The organism is Bradyrhizobium sp. JR4.3 (assembly GCF_040547695.1).
GTDB lineage: Bacteria > Pseudomonadota > Alphaproteobacteria > Rhizobiales > Xanthobacteraceae > Bradyrhizobium > Bradyrhizobium canariense.
The window spans coordinates 437,248-454,191 of record NZ_JBEPQF010000003.1; the positions used below are offsets into that span (position 1 = coordinate 437,248).

The window sequence follows — 16,944 nt, forward strand, 5'->3', positions numbered from 1 at the left end:
GCCCATCGCAACCGCATTGCGATCCTGCTATTGTCGCGAGCCATGACTTCGCGCGACTCTGCCCCATCTGAAATCACGCCAGCCGTGCTGCTGCGCGCCTATGCCTGCGGCATCTTTCCGATGGCCGAAAGCGCCGATGATCCGACCCTGTTCTGGGTCGAGCCCGAGTTGCGCGGCGTCATCCCACTCGACGGATTTCGCGTGGCCTCGCGGCTTTCACGCACCGTGCGTTCGGATTCATTTCGTGTGACCGTCAATACCGCCTTCAAGGCCACGATCGCCGGCTGCGCCGCGCCGCAGGCCGGGCGCGAGGACACCTGGATCAACAAGCGCATCCGCGACCTCTATGGCGGGCTGTACGAGCTCGGCCATTGCCACAGCGTCGAGGCCTGGCAGGGCGAAGACCTCGTCGGCGGGCTCTACGGCGTCAGCCTGGGCCGGGCTTTTTTCGGCGAGAGCATGTTCCACACCGTGCGCGATGCCTCCAAGGTCGCGCTGGTGCATCTGGTCGCGCGGCTCATCCATGGCGGCTTCGAGCTGCTCGACACCCAGTACGTCACCGAGCACCTGAAGAGTTTCGGCGCGGCCGAGATTTCGCGGCGGCGCTACACCGCGCTGCTCGACAAGGCGCTCGCGGGCGAGCCCGGCGATTTCCTGAGGCTCCCCGCCGGTGAAGCGATCCCGGGTGCACGCGCGCTCGAGATCATCGCCGCGCGGCAATAATCAGCAATTGCCTGCCAAACCCGGGGCGATTGGCCTAGCGACCAAACGCTGGGGATTTGGCCTAGCGGCCAAACCCGGGAATACCGAACAGACCCGGCCGCTGCTCGGGCGGCGGAGGTGGCGGCGGCGGTGCCGGCTGCTGCTGCTGGATCGGCGGCAATTGCTGCGGCGGACGCTGCTGCACCTGCTTGGGCGCGGCCTTCTTCTGCGCGGGCGGCGGCGGTGCTGCCGGCTTGGTGCCGGGATCCGGTGCCGCGGTCGCAATCGTTTGCTGCGGCTCTTTGCAGTCGGTGAGCCAGATATCGTAGATCGGGTGCTCGACGCCGTGCAGGCCCGGACTTGCCGCGTACATCCAGCCCGAAAAGATGCGCTTCACCTCACCCTGCAAGGTGATCTCGTCAACCTCGACGAAGGCGTCGGTGTTGGCGGCCTCGGTCGCCGGCCGCGTGTAGCAGGCGTCGGTTTTGACGCGCAGCGCACCGAACTGCACGGTCTCGCCGATCTCCTCGTCGAAATTGATGATGCGCCCGGTGATCTTGTCCAGACCGGAGAAGGTCGCCTTCTTGTTCACGATCTTCTGGGCCGGCGGCTCGGTGACGACCTCGTCGCCCGGCTGAAGGCTCGCCGGCGTCTGCGGGACAGCGCCGCCCGGCCCGCCCTTCTGCTGTGGCTGGCGCTGACCGGGCGCACCCGGGGCGCCTTGCGGATTGGGCGGAGCGACCGCGACGGGCGGCGGCTGGTTTGGCGGAGCGGCGCTAGAACCGGGCGGCGGCGCCAGAGGCTGGGTCTCGACAGGCCCCGGCATCACATTGCCCTGCCGACCCGGCGGCGGCGCCATCGGACGCGATGGCAGCACACGGCCCTGCGGCGGCAGCTCCGGCACCTCTTCGTCGTCATCGGGAATCTGCGGCTGCGGCTGGGGCTGGCCACGCGGAATGTTACCGGGCGGCCGCAGCGGCGGCGGATCGGAGAAGATCGTGCCGATCTGCGCCTGCGCCGGCGTCGCAGCCGTCAGTGCGGTGGCGGCCAGAAGCGCCGCAAGACCTGTCAGAGTAAATGTTCGAAACATCTCGCGCGGCTTCAACAGCGAATCGGGCTTGCTGGACATTCTACAGGGGATACCGCCGCTCGCAGGCCATCCGGTTAACACGGCGAATACGGCGGGGGAAGGGCGGCACCCCTGCCCTTCCCGGCCCGGTCTGGCCAGATCGGCCGCCGGATGGGATAGTCGAGCACTCCTCCCAGGGGTCAGGCGGGCATCGCCCCCGAAAACGACGTCCAACGAACAATCAGAAACCCGCAAGGTCGCTTCCCATGCCCGTTGTGCTCGATCCCGATGCCGCCGCCGTCTACAAGGCCTTCCAGGAGGCCGGCCCGCCCGCCTACGAGAGCCTGACCGCGCCGGAAGCGCGGGCCTACTACGCGCAGGCGCGCTTTGCGACCAATCCCGAGCCACCGGACCTCGCACGCATCACGCCGCTGTCGATCCCGGCACCGCACGGCGCCATTCCCGCACGCCTCTATGTTCCGAAAGAGCCGCGCCGGCATGATGGCTTGTCCCCGGCGCTGGTGTTCTTCCACGGCGGCGGCTGGGTGATCGGCGATCTCGACTCCCATGACGTCGTCTGCCGCCAGCTCGCCGACGCCGGCGCGCTGATCGTGATCTCGGTGGACTACCGCCTCGCGCCCGAGCACAAGTTTCCCGCCGCCATTGATGACGCGATCGCCGCGACCAAATGGGTCGCTGCCAACGCGCGCGAACTCGGCATCGACGCCTCCCGGCTTTCGATCGGTGGCGACAGCGCCGGCGGCAATCTCGCCGCAGTCGTCGCGCTCGCCGCGCGCGATGGCAACGGTCCCGAGATCGCGGGCCAGTTGCTGATCTACCCCGCGACCGATTTCGCCATGACGCATGGCTCCCACAGCGAGGCCGAGACCAGCGTGCTGCTGACACATTCGGTGATCCGCTGGTTCCGCGACCATTATCTCAACGGCGCCGCCGATATCCACGACTGGCGCGCCTCGCCGGCACGGGCGACGAACCTGGCCGGCCTGCCGCCGGCCTATGTGCTCACCGCCGGTGCCGATCCCCTGCGCGACGAAGGCAACGAATATGCCGAGCGGCTGAGGCAAGCGGGTGTGCCCGTGGCTACCAAGCATTATCCCGGCCAGTTCCACGGCTTCTTCACCATGGGAAAATTGCTGCGAGAGGCCAATGTCGCCGTGAGCGAGATCGGCACGTGGCTGAAAGGATTGGGCTGAGACGCCATTCCCGATGACGCCCGCTCTTCAAAGCATCTTCGCCCTCCCCCTGCGCGGGCTGACATGGCTTGGCGGTCAGGGCACCCGCGCGGTGGCGGCCGTCGTGTTCATCGCGCTCGCCGTGCCGCCGCTCGGGGCGTTGCTGCGCCCCTACGTCACCGAGGCGATCTTCGTTCTGCTCTGCATCTCCTTCATGCGGGTCGATCTCGCCGCGCTCACCGGCCATCTGCGCCGGCCGGCGCTGGTGGCGGCCGCGACCGTCTGGACCATGATCGGCGTGCCTGTGATCGTCGGGCTGATCGTCCACGTCACCGGGCTCACGGCGCGCGCGCCCGACCTTGCGCTGGCCTTGATGCTGCAGAGCATGGCCTCGCCGATGATGGCCGCGCCGGCGCTGGCCGCGCTGATGGGCCTCGACGCCACGCTGGTGCTGGTCACGCTGGTGATCGCGACCGCGCTGGTGCCGTTCACGGCATCGCTGTTCGCAAGCCTGTTCCTCGATGGCATGCTCAGCATCTCGCCGCCTGCGCTGGGGCTGAAGCTGCTCGGCATCCTCGCAGCATCGCTGCTGGCGGCGACTGTGATCCGACACATCTTCGGTGCGGCCGCGATCCAGCGCCACAGGCAGCCGATCGACGGCTTCAACATCGTCATCCTGCTGGTCTTCGCGACCGCGATCATGGGCGACGTCGCGAGCGATCTCGTCGCCCGGCCGGTCTCCACCATCGGCTTCGCAGCGCTCGCCTTCGCGATTTATTTCACGCTGCTCGCCGTGACCACGCTGCTGTTCCGCCGCATCGGCTATGAGCGCGCGCTGGCGCTCGGGCTGATGGTGTCACAGCGCAATCTGGGCCTGATGCTCGCCGCGACCGCCGGCACGCTGCCGCCCACCACCTGGCTCTATTTCGCGATGACGCAGTTTCCCATTCACCTGGCGCCCTACATGCTGATGCCGATCGCGCGGCGCTTGACGGCGCGCGCACAGGCCTCGGGCGCCGCGGCGACCGGCGGCAAGGCCGCATCGGGCTGAACAACACGCAAGTCTTGTCAGCTCTGCCATCGCGAGGCCGCTGGTGACCAAGCGAATGTCGTCACGCAGCGCGCCAATGGCCCTTGTGAATATCGAACTTCACGGCGCCTTCGTCACGCATCTTCAACAGGAGCGATTGGCAGTCGTCCTGATTCTTGATGTTGACGCGCTTCATGACTTCGAAAGTCTTCAGAGGTTTTTCGCGAAGGGCAATCAGAATCTTTTCTCGATCGGTCATTGGAGTTCCTTGCATAGGTGTCGGCGACGGTACGTGTTGTACAGATCGTCTACAACGGGTGCATTCGCTTGACGAGGTCCGTTCCGGGCCAAAAGGCGGAATGCCGCGCAATATGCAAGTCTGCTCACCCGCTCAAGCGGTCTCTCCAAATCGGGGGATTCTCCCTACCCGGCCCTTGCCGCGCGCCGCAGCGCTTGCGGCGGCTGACCGAAGGCGCGGATAAAGGCACGACGCATGCGCTCGGGATCGCGGAAACCGGTCGCCTCCGCGACGAGTTCGATCGCCTCGCGCGAGGACTGCACGCGCTCGCGCGCGACCTCGATGCGCAAGCGCTCGATGGCCTTCGAGGGCGTCGTGCCGGTCTCGGCGGCAAAGGCGCGGGCAAAATGCCGCGCGCTCATGCCGGCGCGGTCGGCGAGATCTTCCACCGTCAAGCGGGCGTCGAGGTTCTCGCGCGCCCAGGACAGCAGCGCACCGAAGCGGCCGTTCGGCGTCTTCAGTTCCAGAAGTGACGAGAACTGCGACTGGCCGCCGCTGCGGCGATGATACAGCACGAGCTGCCGCGCGGTGTCATGCGCGATCTGCTCGCCGTGATCCTCCGTGACCATCGCGAGCGCAAGGTCGATGCCCGCCGTGATGCCTGCCGACGTCCACACATTGCCGTCGCGCGTGAAATCTGGTCCGGCTCGAACTTCACCTTGGGATAGCGCGCGACGAAATCCCGCGTGCGTCCCCAATGCGTGGTGGCGCGACGGCCGTCGAGCAGACCCGCTTCGGCCAGCACATAGGCACCCGAGCAGACGCTGGCGACCCGCACGCCGCGCCGCGCCAGCCGCTGCACGAAGGCGCGCGTGACCTCGCAGCGCGCGGCATCCGTCACCCCCGCGCCTCCCGCCACGACCAGCGTCGTGATCGCATTCGCCGACTTGAAATCGCGCGCCATCATCTCCACGCCGGACGAGCTGCGCACGGGCCCCGCGTTCACCGCCAGCACGCGGATCCCGGTCACCGTCTTTCCCGTGCAGCGCGCCGCGATCTCGAACACCGAGATCGGGCCGGCCGCATCGAGCAACTGGAAGTCCGGGAAGATTAGGATGCCGATCATGGTCATGTCCGAAAGCGAGGGAAATATGCCATTTTGGACGGAAGGGCATCATGAGAGGCTGCGTCCGTCAAGCTCATAATTGGAGGCTCGCATGTCGTCCCCGCTCCAGATCGGTCTTTTGGTGTTTCCGCGCGTCACCCAGCTCGACTTCACCGGCCCGTTGCAGGTGTTCTCGTCTCTGCCGGGCGCGAAGCTGCATCTGATCTGGAAACGGATCGAGCCGGTGCCGAGCGATACCGTGCTGACGCTGACACCGACCATGACGTTCGCCGGTTGCCCGCAGCTCGATGTGATCTGCGTGCCCGGCGGCCGCGGCACCGACGATCTGCTCAATGACGAGGAGGTGCTCAATTTCCTGCGCGGGCAGGCCGAAGGCGCCAAGTATGTCACCTCGGTCTGCACGGGATCGCTGGCGCTCGGCGCTGCCGGCCTCCTGAAGGGCTACCGCGCCGCCACCCATTGGAGCGCGATAGAGATGCTGGGCCAGTTCGGCGCGACGCCGACCAAGACGCGCGTCTGCATCGACCGCAATCGCGTTACGGGCGGCGGCGTCACCGCCGGAATCGATTTCGCGCTGACGCTGGTGTCGATCCTGGTCGACCGCACCACGGCGGAAGCGATCCAGCTCGGGATCGAATACAATCCGGCGCCTCCGTTCAATTCCGGTTCGCCGGATACTGCGTCAGCCGGCGTGCTGGAGCAGGTCAAGCAACGGATCGCGCCGAACCAGGTCCGCCGTCTCGAAGCCGTCCAACGGGCGGCGGAACGGTTGAACTAGCCTCTGCCGTCATGTCGCCAGCGCGCGGCACTGCTGACACGACTCTGTCAGGAGCCTGGTGCGACGATCCGGACTGCGATTGACAGCCACGGCCGCCCCAGGCCGCGCGCACAGGAGGAGCTGACCATGGCCCGATACCGGCTGCACTGCGTCGGAGCCTCCGGCAATTCCTTCAAGGTCGCACTGTTCCTCAACTGCGCCGGGCTCGACTGGGAGCCGGTCGGCGTCGACTTCGCCGGCGGCGAAACCCGCACACCGGACTGGCGGACCGCGACCAACGTCATGGGCGAAGTCCCCGTCCTCGAGGTCGATGGCCGGCGAATGAGTCAGTCGGGTGCGATCCTGGCTTGGCTTGCCGAGACTCACGACATGTACGGCCCGACGCCCGAGGAAGCATTCGAGGCGACGCGCTGGCTGCTGTTTGACAACCACAAATTCACGTCGAGCTTTGCGCAGCACCGGTTTCAGCGCTGCTTCATGCCGGAGCCCGCTCATCCCGTAGTGCTCGCTTATCTGCGAACTCGGACCGAAAGCGCCTTCTCGATCGTGGACAGGCACCTCTCCGACCGCAGCTTCATGCTGGGCAACCGGCTGACCATCGTCGACTTCTCACTGTTTGGTTACCTATACTATCCAACCGAGGAGACAGGTTTTGATCTTGCCACGGCATTTCCGGCCATTGATGCTTGGCGCCGGCGTATCGCCGAATTGCCTGGCTGGAAGGCCCCCTATCAGATGATGCCGGTCGGCAACTCACCGCGGCTTTATCTTTGAGCGGCCGCGCCAGCCGAAAAGCAGATCAAAGAAAAAGGCCGCCCGGTTTCCCGAGCGGCCTTTCCTGTCTTACGGCGGCTGCACATTTCATCGGGCGATTTCGGAGCTTCCAGACCGGGGGCCTATCTCCCGATCGAGTCCTGGTCGGCGGCCGCTGCATTTCGGGACAGTCGCGAACTGTTGCCCGAACCGAACGCGATGGTCTCCCATCTCCGTAAGATGCGACCATTGAGCCGCATCGCTCGCGTGGCTGCAATCAGCGCGCGGGACTCATCCCCGCTGTTCCCGCTGTCCACAGCAAAGCGAGGCGGATGCGGGTGCATCCACTCCCACGACAAGGAGTCAGAGGGGATCGGAAGCCTAGCTGGGCGTCCAGGGCTGGTAGTCGCCGGTCGCCTTCGGCCGCTTGCCGCTGACGAGCGTCGAGCCCGAGGGACGGTAGGCGTTGACCGTGCCGGTGAGATTGGGCTGGTGCGGCTTTTCCCACTCGCGCGGCTGGTAATTGTCCTGCGTCGGCGGCACGTCGACGGTGTGATGCATCCAGCCGTGCCAGGACGGCGGAATACGGCTGGCCTCGGCGTAGCCGTTATAGACCACCCAGCGCCGCTCGAAGCCGAGCGTCGGGTCGATCACCCCGCCACGGGTGCGATAATAGAGGTTGCCCTGCTCGTCCTGGCCGACCAGCTCGCCATAGCGCTTGGTCCAGAGTTGGGTGCCAAACGTCTGGCCATTCCACCAGGTGAAAAACTTGAGGAAGAACTGTTTCATGCGGCAAGGGCCCTGCTTCGTCGGGTCCTGATGCCATCCGGACGGCGAAATGTCCAGTTCGGCGCGGGCGGCGGTGCCCCGCTGCAGATGCGGTCTACCGGCACGGAACGCTGCCGCAAATCGGACGCGATCCGTTCATGCCGGATACAGCGTCGCCATGAGAACTTTTCGTCGCACGCAAACCCCCGTGATCCCAGGAACTCCGGCCCTTTCATGGGGTTTGCTTCCGGGAAAAGGAGTTTTGATCATGAAAAGTCTGAAAGTCTTGAGCGCGGCTGCGGCAGTGGCGTTGGTTCTCCCGTTGGCGACGCCGAGCTTCGCCCAGAGTCGGGCTGCAGCGGTCGGAGGCGGAGCACACTTTGGCGGCGGAGGTGGCGGTGCCCACTTCGGCGGCGGCGGCGCTCACTTCGGTGGTGGCGGGGCTCACTTTGGTGGTGGCGGTGCCCGCATGGGCGGCGGCAATTTCGGCGGCGCGAGGATCGGCGGCGGCGGTGGCAATTTCGCCGCCGGCGCAGCGGTACGTCCCGGCGGTGGCAGCTTCGTAGGCGGCATGGCGAGCCGACCGGCCTTCTCGCCGTCCTACAGCGGGACACGCAGCGTCGCGACTGCGGGCAACTGGCAGGGCGGTAGCGGCAATTGGAGTGGTCGTCCGTGGCATCATCGTCACGGCGGCGGCTTCTGGCCCGGCTTCGCAACGGGTGCTGCGATCGGTGGACTCGGCTCCTACGCCTATTACGGCGGCGGGTATTATGACGATCCCTACTACTATGGCGACAGCTACTATGACGAACCGTCAGTGGCAGTCGTGCCCGACAGCGGTGGCGATTCCGCGGGCTACTGCGCGCAGCGCTACAAGTCCTACGATCCGGCGTCGGGCACCTATCTCGGCTATGACGGCCAGCGTCATCCCTGCCCGTAACACGACCTGCAGCACTTGAAGAAGAAGGCGTCGCAGCGATGCGGCGCTTTTTTCATTCAGGCACGTCACCTGTGTCGCTCGCCTCGTATTCGTCATCGGCGATGCCGCGCATAATCGATGCGAGTGGACCTCTATTCACCGCACCGTGCATATCTACCCTTATCCAATCCCAAATTGACCCGACGCGCGATTCACCTGTATCAACTTGGCTGTGGGGACTTCGATGACTGGGAAGTGTCATGCCGCGCATTCTCGTGGTTGATGACGATCCGATGGTCGGTGCGACCATCGAGGTCCTCCTCCAACGTCAGGGCTTCGACGTCACGTTGACTGACGGCGGAGAAACGGGTTTGGCTGCGCTCGAAACTCAGAATTTCGACGTGATGTTGGTCGACATCTTCATGCCGCACATGCGCGGCTTCGAGTCCATTCGCATCTTTCACGAGCGCGCGCCGGCGGTTCCGCTGATCGCGATGTCCGGCTACGCCTTCGCGTCGTCCGCCTCGCCCTCTCCCGACTTCCTCCGGATGGCGCTGGAGCTCGGCGCGACCCGCTGCCTGCGCAAGCCGTTCACGCCGGACGCGCTGCTGACCACGATCCGGGAATGCATCGCCGAGCCGGGCGATGGCTCACAGCCGAAGGACAAGAAAGAAGCCCCTTGATCCCAACGCAGCGCGTCATTCTCGGTGCTGGACTTGCCATCCTCCTGATCATCACCGCAGCCTCGATTGGCCTCGACGTCAAGTCACGGTCCGATGCGGCCTGGGTCAATCATACAGTCGAGGTGCTGAAGAAGATCTCCGACCTGCGCGTGCTGATGCGCAGTGCCGAGAGCGCCGCACGCGGCTACGAGATCTATCGCAACCCGAGCTTCAGCGAAGAATTCCAGGCGGTGCACGCCCGGATCGCACCGGCACTCGCCGATCTCAAGCGCAGCGTGCGCGACACTCCCGAACATGTCGCGCTGCTCGAGGGCACCGAGCCGCTGGCGCTGCGCCGGATTGAGATCGCCGCCGAAGTGATGCGCCTGCGCGCCGGAAACGATCAGGCCGGGATTGCCGCGGTCCAGGGCAAGGGCGAGGGCCGTGGCCTCATGGACACGGTGATGGGCAATTTCGATCATTTGAGCGCAGAGGAAGAACGACTGCTCGCGGCGCGCTCCCAGGATTCGCGCCGCACCGGCATCGTGCTGCTCGGCATCGACGTCGCCGGCGCGCTGGTGATCCTGCTGCTGGTCGTGATGATGATGCGTGAGAGCCGGCGCACCGAGGGAGCACTCAAGAGCACGCTATTGGAGACTACGGCCGCCAAGCAGCAGCTCGAGGCCGCAGTGGCCGAGCGCACCGAGCATCTGGTCACCGCGCATGACGAGCTGCGTCTGTCGGTCAACGTGCTCCAGAGCACGTTTCACAGCATGGCGGAGGCGGTGCTGGTCATCGATGCCGAAGGCAATGTCCTTCTGTCCAATCCCGCCGCGGAGCGCATGCTGCTGCACCGGACCGGCATGAACCTGCGCAATCTGCGCGCGCTGTCCAGCGTGTTTCACGGCGACGGCGTCACCCCGCTCAAGCCCGACGAGCTGCCGTCGGCACGCGTGCTGCGCGGCGAGCCGTTCGAGAATATGGAGATGATCGTCCGCCCGCACAGCGGCAATCCTTCCCGCCATCTCATGATCAGCGGCCGGCCGATGCTGGACGGGCAAGGCAACGTCTCCGGCGCGGTGCTGGTTTATCACGACGCGACCACGTCGCGCGAGACCGAGCGGCAATTGTACCAGTCACAGAAGCTGGATGCGATCGGCAAGCTCACCGGCGGCGTCGCGCACGACTTCAACAACATGCTGACCGTGATCTCCGGCAATACCGAGACGCTGGTGGCAAGCCTGAAGCAGCAGCCCGAGCTCCAGCGCGTGGCGCGCCTGATCGACGAGGCCGCCGAACGCTGCGCCGAGCTGATCCAGCATCTGCTCGCCTTTGCGCGCAGGCAGCCGCTGCAGCCGCGCAACGTCGAGATCAACGCCGCGGTCGCGGACATCGCGAAACTGCTGCGCCCCACCCTCGGCGAGCAGATCGAGATCGAGACCGTGCTCGAACAGGGGCAGATGACCGCGCACATCGATCCGTCGCGCCTCACCAATGCGCTGCTCAACATGGCCATCAATGCCCGCGACGCCATGCCGAACGGCGGCAAGCTGCTGCTCGAGGCCCACCGGGTCGTGCTCGACCAGGCCTATGCGCAAAACAATCCCGACGTGCGGCCCGGCCCTTACGTGATGCTCGCCGTCAGCGACACCGGCACCGGCATGCCGGCCGAGGTGCAGCAGCAGGCGTTCGAGCCGTTCTTCACCACCAAGGAGGTCGGCAAGGGAAGCGGCCTTGGCCTTTCCATGGTCTACGGCTTCGTCAAGCAATCCGGCGGGCACATCAAGATCTACAGCGAGGAAGGCCACGGCACCACGATCAAGCTCTATCTGCCGCCGGGCGAAGGCATGGTCGAGGCGGCCCCCGCCACGACGCCGCAGGCGGAAGGCGGCGCCGAGACCATTTTCGTAGTCGAGGATGACCCGCTGGTGCGCAACTTCGTCACCGTGCAGCTCCAGAGCCTCGGCTACCGGACCGTCGCCGCGCCCGACGGCAAGGCCGCGCTGGAGCTGATCCAGGCCGGCCAGCCGTTCGATCTGCTGTTCACCGACGTCGTCATCCCCGGCGGCATGAGCGGGCGCGCGCTCGCGGACAAGGTGGCGACGATCCGCCCCGGCGTGAGGGTGCTCTACACCTCCGGCTACACCGACAACGCCATCGTCCACCACGGCAAGCTCGACGACGGCGTCATGCTCCTGACAAAACCCTACCGCCGCAACCAACTCGCCGAGATGATCAGGAAGGCGCTGGGCGGCGGGATGGCCGGCTAGCGTTTGTGCTTGGCAACGCATCCAATGGCGTTGCAGATGATCCGCGCTGCGCAGATCGCCCCAATATTCTGCAGATCACGCTCCGGCACCAATTCGACCAGATCGAGACCGACAATTCTGGCCTTCGAGGCGACGCCCGCGATCAGGTCTATGACGTCGAAATAGGACAGGCCGCCAGGTTGCGGAAGAAGCACACCCGGAATGACGGACGGATCCAGGCCGTCGCAGTCGATCGTGATCAGGCAATTCGCGTTTTCCCCGATTGCACTCAGGACGGCATGAACGCCCCGGCTTTTGGCCTCTCGTGCTGTAAAAATCCTGGAGCCCCAATTCCGCGCGCAACTGAGCTCCTGCAGGCCCGAGCCACCGATACCACGTAAACCAACCTGCACAATGCGTTCGACCCAAGGCAACTCGCTGGCGCGCCGCATCGTACTGGAAAAAGTATGTGCTGAGCCGTCGCGCCGGTCCTTCCAATCCAGATGCGCGTCGATCTGCAGGATGGTCAGCTTGCCCATGTCTTCGAACGCCTCGAAGAACGGTATGGGCACTGAATCATCTCCGCCGAGCAGCATGGGTACCGCGCCGGACCTCAGGATCTTTTTGGTGGCCGTCCTGATTGCATTCCGGTTTTGCTCGGGGGCATCGGGTGACGTGGCAAGATCGCCGCCATCAACGACCCGGATTTGCTCCGGGTCGAGCAGGATTCCGTCCTGGTCGAAATCCCACCTGGCAAGGTCGGTCTGGTAAACGCGCAACGCATTGCGAATGGCCGCTGGGCCGTTCGCGGCATGGCTGGTCCTGCCCTTCAAATGCGGCGTGGCATCCGCAGCTCCGAAGATGACAATGTCGGCTTCGCCAAGAGTCAGCGGAACAGGCAGAGCAAGGTCGCACGCCGCGACGCCGAGGAATGTATTGCGCTCGCTCGCCATAACCGTCTCGATAGGGGCACTCAGTCCGGGCGACAGAGCTAATCCGCAACGCTTGGACCAGTTCCTGACTTGCTCTTGGCCTGACGCCGAGCCGAACGGTCGAAGCCGCTCTCGCCTAGGACGTGACCTCGTAAACGTCGGGCTTACCAAGGCAAAGCGGAAGCTCCCACCTTGGGCGTGATCCGCGGCTTGTGACCACAGCGGACTCTCGCGCGTCGAGCTGCCCCTAAAGGAGTGGACGAGTCGGCGGGCCGCTTTCTTCTGGAACCAAATTAAATTGATTTAATTTAGTTATTGTGATTTAATTTGTGGGCTTATCTCTGGACGGAGAAAACGCATGCCGGATCAGGACGACCGTCGCGAGTTCTTAAAAACCTGCGGAAGGTTCGCGGCGGTGACGCCTCCAGCCATCACCCTACTCCTGTCGACATCCCTCACATCGGATGCAATCGCGAAGTCGGGCGCAGGCGCGGTCCACCACGACCATCACCATCACGGTAACAACGGCTGGGGCAACGGCGGCGGAGACGGCAGCCCCGACGGCAAGGACGATAGAGGCCGCTGAGACGACGACACACGGCCTCCGGAAGGAGACACAATGCAGCCCAGGCGCCGCGACGTAGATTGGCATTTCGCCAGCTTCGTTGTTTCGATGATCTGGCTGGCGGTCGTTGCTGCCGCTCTTCTTGCAGTGCTCTTCCGAGGGCACCCTTGAGGAGTTATGAAGTACATTTTCATCGCGGTCGGCTGCTGGCTGCTGCTGAACGTGCTCTTCGTTGTGCTAGTCACTCCGCCGCGTAGGCGCCGGCCGCGACAACTTGCTCGCACGATTGATGCAGTCAAGAAATTCATTTTCAGCAGACGGCAGCCCCCTACCTGACGAGGGCAGTGACGCGCTGCAAAAAACGACAGTAAGGCTGGCTGTTTATTTCCAGCGACGCCGCCCCGCAGTTCGCTGTATCGTTCCGTTTTTCCAACAGCGGATTTGATTGCCATGCACCACATCCAGAGTACGCATATTGCCGCGATATTGAAACTGACCGCCCAGCAGCTTGAAGCACTCCGCACCCGCCCAGAGATCCAAAAGGAATATTCCGAAATCCTCGTTTTGAGAGAGAAAATAAAACTGGCGACCGATCTGAAGAAGGCTCGCCGGCAGCTCCTTACTCGGCGCCTGCGCCTGAAGCGAGATAACTCCACCCGTTCCTTGCGCTGTGAGGCTCGAGCAAGGAGCTGCTCGTTGGCATTCCCGCTTGTGGACCCTTGCGGTCATTCCGCTGTACAGGTCTGCGTCGGAGCGGTGAATAAATGCCGGGAATGTTCTATGGCCTGTTCAGCTTCCTGGTGCAGACTGGATCGCCTTTGGGCAGGGTTGGCAATCCCGTCCGAGGCGAAGCCGGTCGGCCGGCCCGCTGCACGACCCGACTGACCGGAAGAAGGCGGAAAGTCCACTGCGCCCGCCGGCAACATAGGAGATCTCCGCGCGAGTGGCCTTCTTGTATGATGCTTCTCTCTGAGCAACGGCTTCGGACAGCAGGAGTTAGCTAGAACTGGCCGTCGATCGATGCCGATCGGGTTCAGCCCCAGAGTTCAGGTCCTTACCAACCGCGGCGATGCACGGGGTTTTGCCCCGTGTTGACATGAAGCACCGTGAGCTCATGAGGATCGAACTCGGCAAACGCCTCGCGCATGAAGCGCAAGAATGCCGCCACGCGCGGAATGCCGGCGCTGCCACGCCGGTATAAAAGATGAATGCCGAAGCTTGGCGGGCATGACCATCCCGGCAGCAGTCGCGTGAGCCGACCCGACGTCAGGAAAGCCGGATCGAAGCAGGCCATGTAGATGACGCCGACGCCTGCACAGGCCGCCACGATCAGGCCTTCGCGATCCGGTGTGACGAACGAAGGTCGGACTTGGATCGCTTCGAGCATCCCATTGCGTTCGAATTTCCAATGGTCGACGGAACCAATCGACCAAGCTGGACGAAACAGCAGACAGCGATGATTGACGAAGTCGGCAGGCTGCTCCGGTGCGCCGAAACGACGGACATAGTCCGGCGAGGCATACGCGGCCGGCTTACCCTGACCGAGCCGTTGCGCCACCAGCCGGGACGGCGGAGGTTCGCCGACATGCAGCAGAACGTCGAGGTTTTCAGACTGCATGTCGCGGGGATCCTGGGTCAGCCGCGTCTCGACGAGCAACTCGGGGTATCGATCGTTCAGACTGGCCAGCCTCGGCATCAGGACATAGCGAGCGAGAGGCGCCTGCACGCCTACCCGCACAATTCCGCTGATCCGCCCATGCCTCTTCGTGAAGCCTTCTGTTAGCTCGGTAATGCGGGCAACAATGTCCACGGCCCTGCGATAGACGTCGATCCCTTCTTGGGTGAGCTTGAGCTGACGCGTCGTCCGGTTGAACAAGGGGACCTTAAGCTCGCGCTCCAGCTCGGCGATACCGCGACTGACCGCCGACGGTGTCAGGTCCATGATCCGTGCCGCCGCAGCAAAGCTGCCGCCGTCGGCGGCGCAGATCAGCATTTCGAGGCGACGGCCGCGATTCAAGACGAAACCTCACAAGCTTGGCGGTACCCGTATTCGTGATAATAACTCACGACTGAAGTTCGTCAAAGCTTCTCGACGCGACCGGCCCTGGTGCCTACGCTGCATCCTAGAATTTGCATTGTCGAGGAAGCGTGATGAGGAAGCCAGCTTTAACGACATGTCGCCGGGCTCCCGACGGGCTAGGCGTTTCGAAGTCGTCAGTCGACGGCTGCCTCGTTTTGTAACCAAAGCGGTCCGGCTCATATCCTGTGTCTTGAGGAGAATGTCATGCGTCGTCAGCGCTGGACTTTGTTGATGTTGCTGCTTTGCAGCCTGACGCCTGTCCTGCCAAAGGCAGCCATGGCCGAATGGCCCGAGCGGGCTGTGAAGATCGTGGTGACGTTTCCTCCAGGCAGCGCCAACGACGCGGCAGCACGTATTTTCGCGGATGCGTTGTCCAAACGGTGGGGCAAACCGGTGATCGTCGAAGATCGAACGGGTGCCGAAGGGACAATCGGCGTCGGCGCGTTCGTTTCGGCGCAGGACGATCACACCTTGCTCTATACTGTAATCGGTTCGGTGACGGTCGCGCCGCTGCTGATCGACAAGCTTCCTTATGATGTGGATCGCGATCTGCTGCCGATCGCCTCCACTACATCGATCGTTCTCACTCTCACGGTTAGCAACGGCATTGGCGTCGGTACCATTCCGGAATTAATCGACGCCCTCAAGGCGCAGCCCGGCAACTATGCCTGGGCTTCGGCTCCCACGCTGCCGAGATACGTGTTTGCGGGCTTTCTCAAGCGTCACTCGCTCTCGATGAACTATGTGAGCTATCGCGACGGAGCTCAGCCGCAAGCCGATCTGGGAGAGGGCAGAATCCAGGTGCTTGTCACCTCGCTGACGGCATCCCAATCTCCCGTGCAAACCGGCAAGGCGCACTTCTTGGCGGTGATCAATCCAAGCAGAGCTGCGCTATTGCCTGAGGTGAAAACCGTGCGCGAGCTTGGCTACCCCGAACTCGAGATCGATGGTCTCGCCGGAATCTATGGCGGCCGCAACATGCCGGAGATCGTAAAGGCGCGGATTGCGGCCGACGTTGCCGCCATCTGTGCAGACAGCGAGGTTCGTCGCAAGCTCGAAGCCGGCGGGCACAACGTGCTTGCCGGAACCGCAAGCGAATTGAGGGCCGGAATCGAGCGGCAGCGGAGTTGGCTCGCCGGAATACGTCAGTTGGTCGATATCCGTGACGCAAGATAACAGGCAGGAGATCCCGACGATGTCGTCACCGGCAGCACTCATACTTCTCGACTGATCCAGTCGCATCGGATCTTGCGCAGCTCGGCCTGGCTAATCGCGCAGCTTTCCTGGCCGGCGATTTCTTCGCGTCCGTCCCAGGCATTTGCGAAAGCCTCGACTTGAGTTGCATCAAGGACGTCTGCCGCTTCGACGTTTAGGCTTGTTCGAAAGGAGAGCAGCCATGTTCATAGCGCCCGACGATTTCCGGATCAAAGCAGACAACTTCGACCTCACGCGAATGGACAACGTGATTCGCATCGCTTGCGGCGCCTTCTATCTTCCTCACGTCGCCGGAAAGTTCGTCGGCTTCGGCGTTCTCAATCCGGCCATCGTCAAGTTCTTCGCGTCTGCCGGCTTGTCGCCGCCCGAGGCCTGGGTCTACGTCGCCGCCGCGGCCGAATTGTCGGTCGCCATTGCGCTGACGCTTGGCATCTGCACGCGCTTCGCCGCGCTCGGTTCGGTCGGGCTGATGGCCGTGGCGGTCTATTCGCTCCAGACTGTGAAGGGCTTTGGCTGGACCTGGAACACGGGCGGATACGAATATCCGGTGTTCTGGGGCATCTGCTCCCTCGCTTTGGCCGCGCAGGCCTGGCAGGTCTGGCTGGGCCGGCGGCAGGACGTCACCCCGGCTGGCAAGCAGGTGCGGATTGTCGCCGCGGAGTAAT

17 protein-coding genes and 1 pseudogene are annotated in these 16,944 nt (G+C 64.1%); 11 read left to right on the forward strand and 7 right to left on the reverse strand.

Translation table 11 applies throughout. From position 1 onward, the window contains the following. Positions 1-42 precede the first annotated feature (42 nt). A complete protein-coding gene (gene aat / locus ABIB91_RS08055) occupies positions 43-723 on the forward strand; it encodes a leucyl/phenylalanyl-tRNA--protein transferase (RefSeq protein WP_354167586.1) in 681 nt (226 codons plus the stop codon). A 61-nt stretch (positions 724-784) separates the two neighbouring features. Here the strand turns inward: aat and ABIB91_RS08060 are convergent, their stop codons facing one another. Then, the gene (locus ABIB91_RS08060; RefSeq protein WP_354167583.1) at positions 785-1,831 is read right to left on the reverse strand and encodes a DUF2155 domain-containing protein; all 1,047 of its coding nucleotides are present in this window, start codon (positions 1,829-1,831) and stop codon (positions 785-787) included. Between the two features lie 206 nt (positions 1,832-2,037). Between ABIB91_RS08060 and lipP1 the strand changes: the two genes are divergently transcribed. Together lipP1 and ABIB91_RS08070 are read left to right on the forward strand one after the other, a co-directional pair. Further along, complete coding sequence (gene lipP1 / locus ABIB91_RS08065) at positions 2,038-2,985, forward strand: LipP1 family hormone-sensitive lipase (protein ID WP_354167580.1); 948 nt, start codon at positions 2,038-2,040, stop codon at positions 2,983-2,985. A gap of 13 nt (positions 2,986-2,998) precedes the next feature. Then, positions 2,999-4,015, forward strand: coding sequence for a Na+-dependent transporter (locus tag ABIB91_RS08070; protein ID WP_354167577.1), 1,017 nt, complete (start codon positions 2,999-3,001; stop codon positions 4,013-4,015). A gap of 61 nt (positions 4,016-4,076) precedes the next feature. Here the strand turns inward: ABIB91_RS08070 and ABIB91_RS08075 are convergent, their stop codons facing one another. Both ABIB91_RS08075 and ABIB91_RS08080 read right to left on the reverse strand, forming a co-directional pair. Beyond that, the gene (locus tag ABIB91_RS08075) at positions 4,077-4,253 is read right to left on the reverse strand and encodes a hypothetical protein (protein ID WP_018454491.1); all 177 of its coding nucleotides are present in this window, start codon (positions 4,251-4,253) and stop codon (positions 4,077-4,079) included. 164 nt (positions 4,254-4,417) lie between these two features. Then, a pseudogene (locus ABIB91_RS08080) lies at positions 4,418-5,358 on the reverse strand (GlxA family transcriptional regulator). A gap of 91 nt (positions 5,359-5,449) precedes the next feature. Between ABIB91_RS08080 and ABIB91_RS08085 the strand changes: the two are divergent. Both ABIB91_RS08085 and ABIB91_RS08090 read left to right on the forward strand, forming a co-directional pair. Then, on the forward strand, positions 5,450-6,136 hold the full coding sequence (locus tag ABIB91_RS08085) for a DJ-1/PfpI family protein (RefSeq protein WP_354167574.1): 687 nt from the start codon (positions 5,450-5,452) through the stop codon (positions 6,134-6,136). A 126-nt stretch (positions 6,137-6,262) separates the two neighbouring features. After that, complete coding sequence (locus ABIB91_RS08090) at positions 6,263-6,910, forward strand: glutathione S-transferase family protein (protein ID WP_354167571.1); 648 nt, start codon at positions 6,263-6,265, stop codon at positions 6,908-6,910. A gap of 360 nt (positions 6,911-7,270) precedes the next feature. Here the strand turns inward: ABIB91_RS08090 and ABIB91_RS08095 are convergent, their stop codons facing one another. Next, complete coding sequence (locus ABIB91_RS08095) at positions 7,271-7,678, reverse strand: NADH:ubiquinone oxidoreductase subunit NDUFA12 (RefSeq protein WP_354167568.1); 408 nt, start codon at positions 7,676-7,678, stop codon at positions 7,271-7,273. 247 nt (positions 7,679-7,925) lie between these two features. Between ABIB91_RS08095 and ABIB91_RS08100 the strand changes: the two genes are divergently transcribed. The 3 genes from ABIB91_RS08100 (at position 7,926) to ABIB91_RS08110 (ending at position 11,508) form a co-directional block, all read left to right on the forward strand. After that, complete coding sequence (locus ABIB91_RS08100; RefSeq protein ID WP_354167565.1) at positions 7,926-8,597, forward strand: BA14K family protein; 672 nt, start codon at positions 7,926-7,928, stop codon at positions 8,595-8,597. Positions 8,598-8,836: 239 nt separating this feature from the next. Next, positions 8,837-9,259, forward strand: a complete 423-nt coding sequence (locus ABIB91_RS08105; protein WP_007591637.1) for a response regulator — start codon at positions 8,837-8,839, stop codon at positions 9,257-9,259. Continuing rightward, positions 9,256-11,508 (forward strand): CHASE3 domain-containing protein, encoded by a 2,253-nt coding sequence (locus ABIB91_RS08110; protein ID WP_354167561.1) that lies wholly within the window; start codon positions 9,256-9,258, stop codon positions 11,506-11,508. The genes ABIB91_RS08105 and ABIB91_RS08110 overlap by 4 nt, the downstream gene beginning before the upstream one ends. Here the strand turns inward: ABIB91_RS08110 and ABIB91_RS08115 are convergent. Then, positions 11,505-12,440 (reverse strand): arginase family protein, encoded by a 936-nt coding sequence (locus ABIB91_RS08115; protein WP_354167558.1) that lies wholly within the window; start codon positions 12,438-12,440, stop codon positions 11,505-11,507. The two genes, ABIB91_RS08110 and ABIB91_RS08115, sit on opposite strands and share 4 nt — an antisense overlap. 337 nt (positions 12,441-12,777) lie before the next feature. On the opposite strand from ABIB91_RS08115, the gene ABIB91_RS08120 reads away from it, so the two are divergent. Continuing rightward, positions 12,778-13,005 carry a hypothetical protein gene (locus ABIB91_RS08120; protein ID WP_354167555.1) on the forward strand — a complete coding sequence of 76 codons (228 nt, stop codon included), beginning with the start codon at positions 12,778-12,780 and terminating at the stop codon, positions 13,003-13,005. A gap of 360 nt (positions 13,006-13,365) precedes the next feature. On the opposite strand, the gene ABIB91_RS08125 is transcribed toward ABIB91_RS08120, so the two are convergent. Together ABIB91_RS08125 and ABIB91_RS08130 are read right to left on the reverse strand one after the other, a co-directional pair. Then, complete coding sequence (locus ABIB91_RS08125) at positions 13,366-13,713, reverse strand: hypothetical protein (protein ID WP_354167552.1); 348 nt, start codon at positions 13,711-13,713, stop codon at positions 13,366-13,368. 325 nt (positions 13,714-14,038) lie between these two features. Beyond that, positions 14,039-15,001: a LysR family transcriptional regulator gene (locus ABIB91_RS08130; protein WP_354167549.1), complete on the reverse strand. Its 963-nt coding sequence runs from the start codon at positions 14,999-15,001 to the stop codon at positions 14,039-14,041. Between the two features lie 267 nt (positions 15,002-15,268). On the opposite strand from ABIB91_RS08130, the gene ABIB91_RS08135 reads away from it, so the two are divergent. Both ABIB91_RS08135 and ABIB91_RS08140 read left to right on the forward strand, forming a co-directional pair. Then, a complete protein-coding gene (locus ABIB91_RS08135; protein ID WP_354167546.1) occupies positions 15,269-16,240 on the forward strand; it encodes a Bug family tripartite tricarboxylate transporter substrate binding protein in 972 nt (323 codons plus the stop codon). Between the two features lie 220 nt (positions 16,241-16,460). Beyond that, a complete protein-coding gene (locus tag ABIB91_RS08140; protein ID WP_354167543.1) occupies positions 16,461-16,943 on the forward strand; it encodes a DoxX family protein in 483 nt (160 codons plus the stop codon). Position 16,944: the final 1 nt, after the last annotated feature.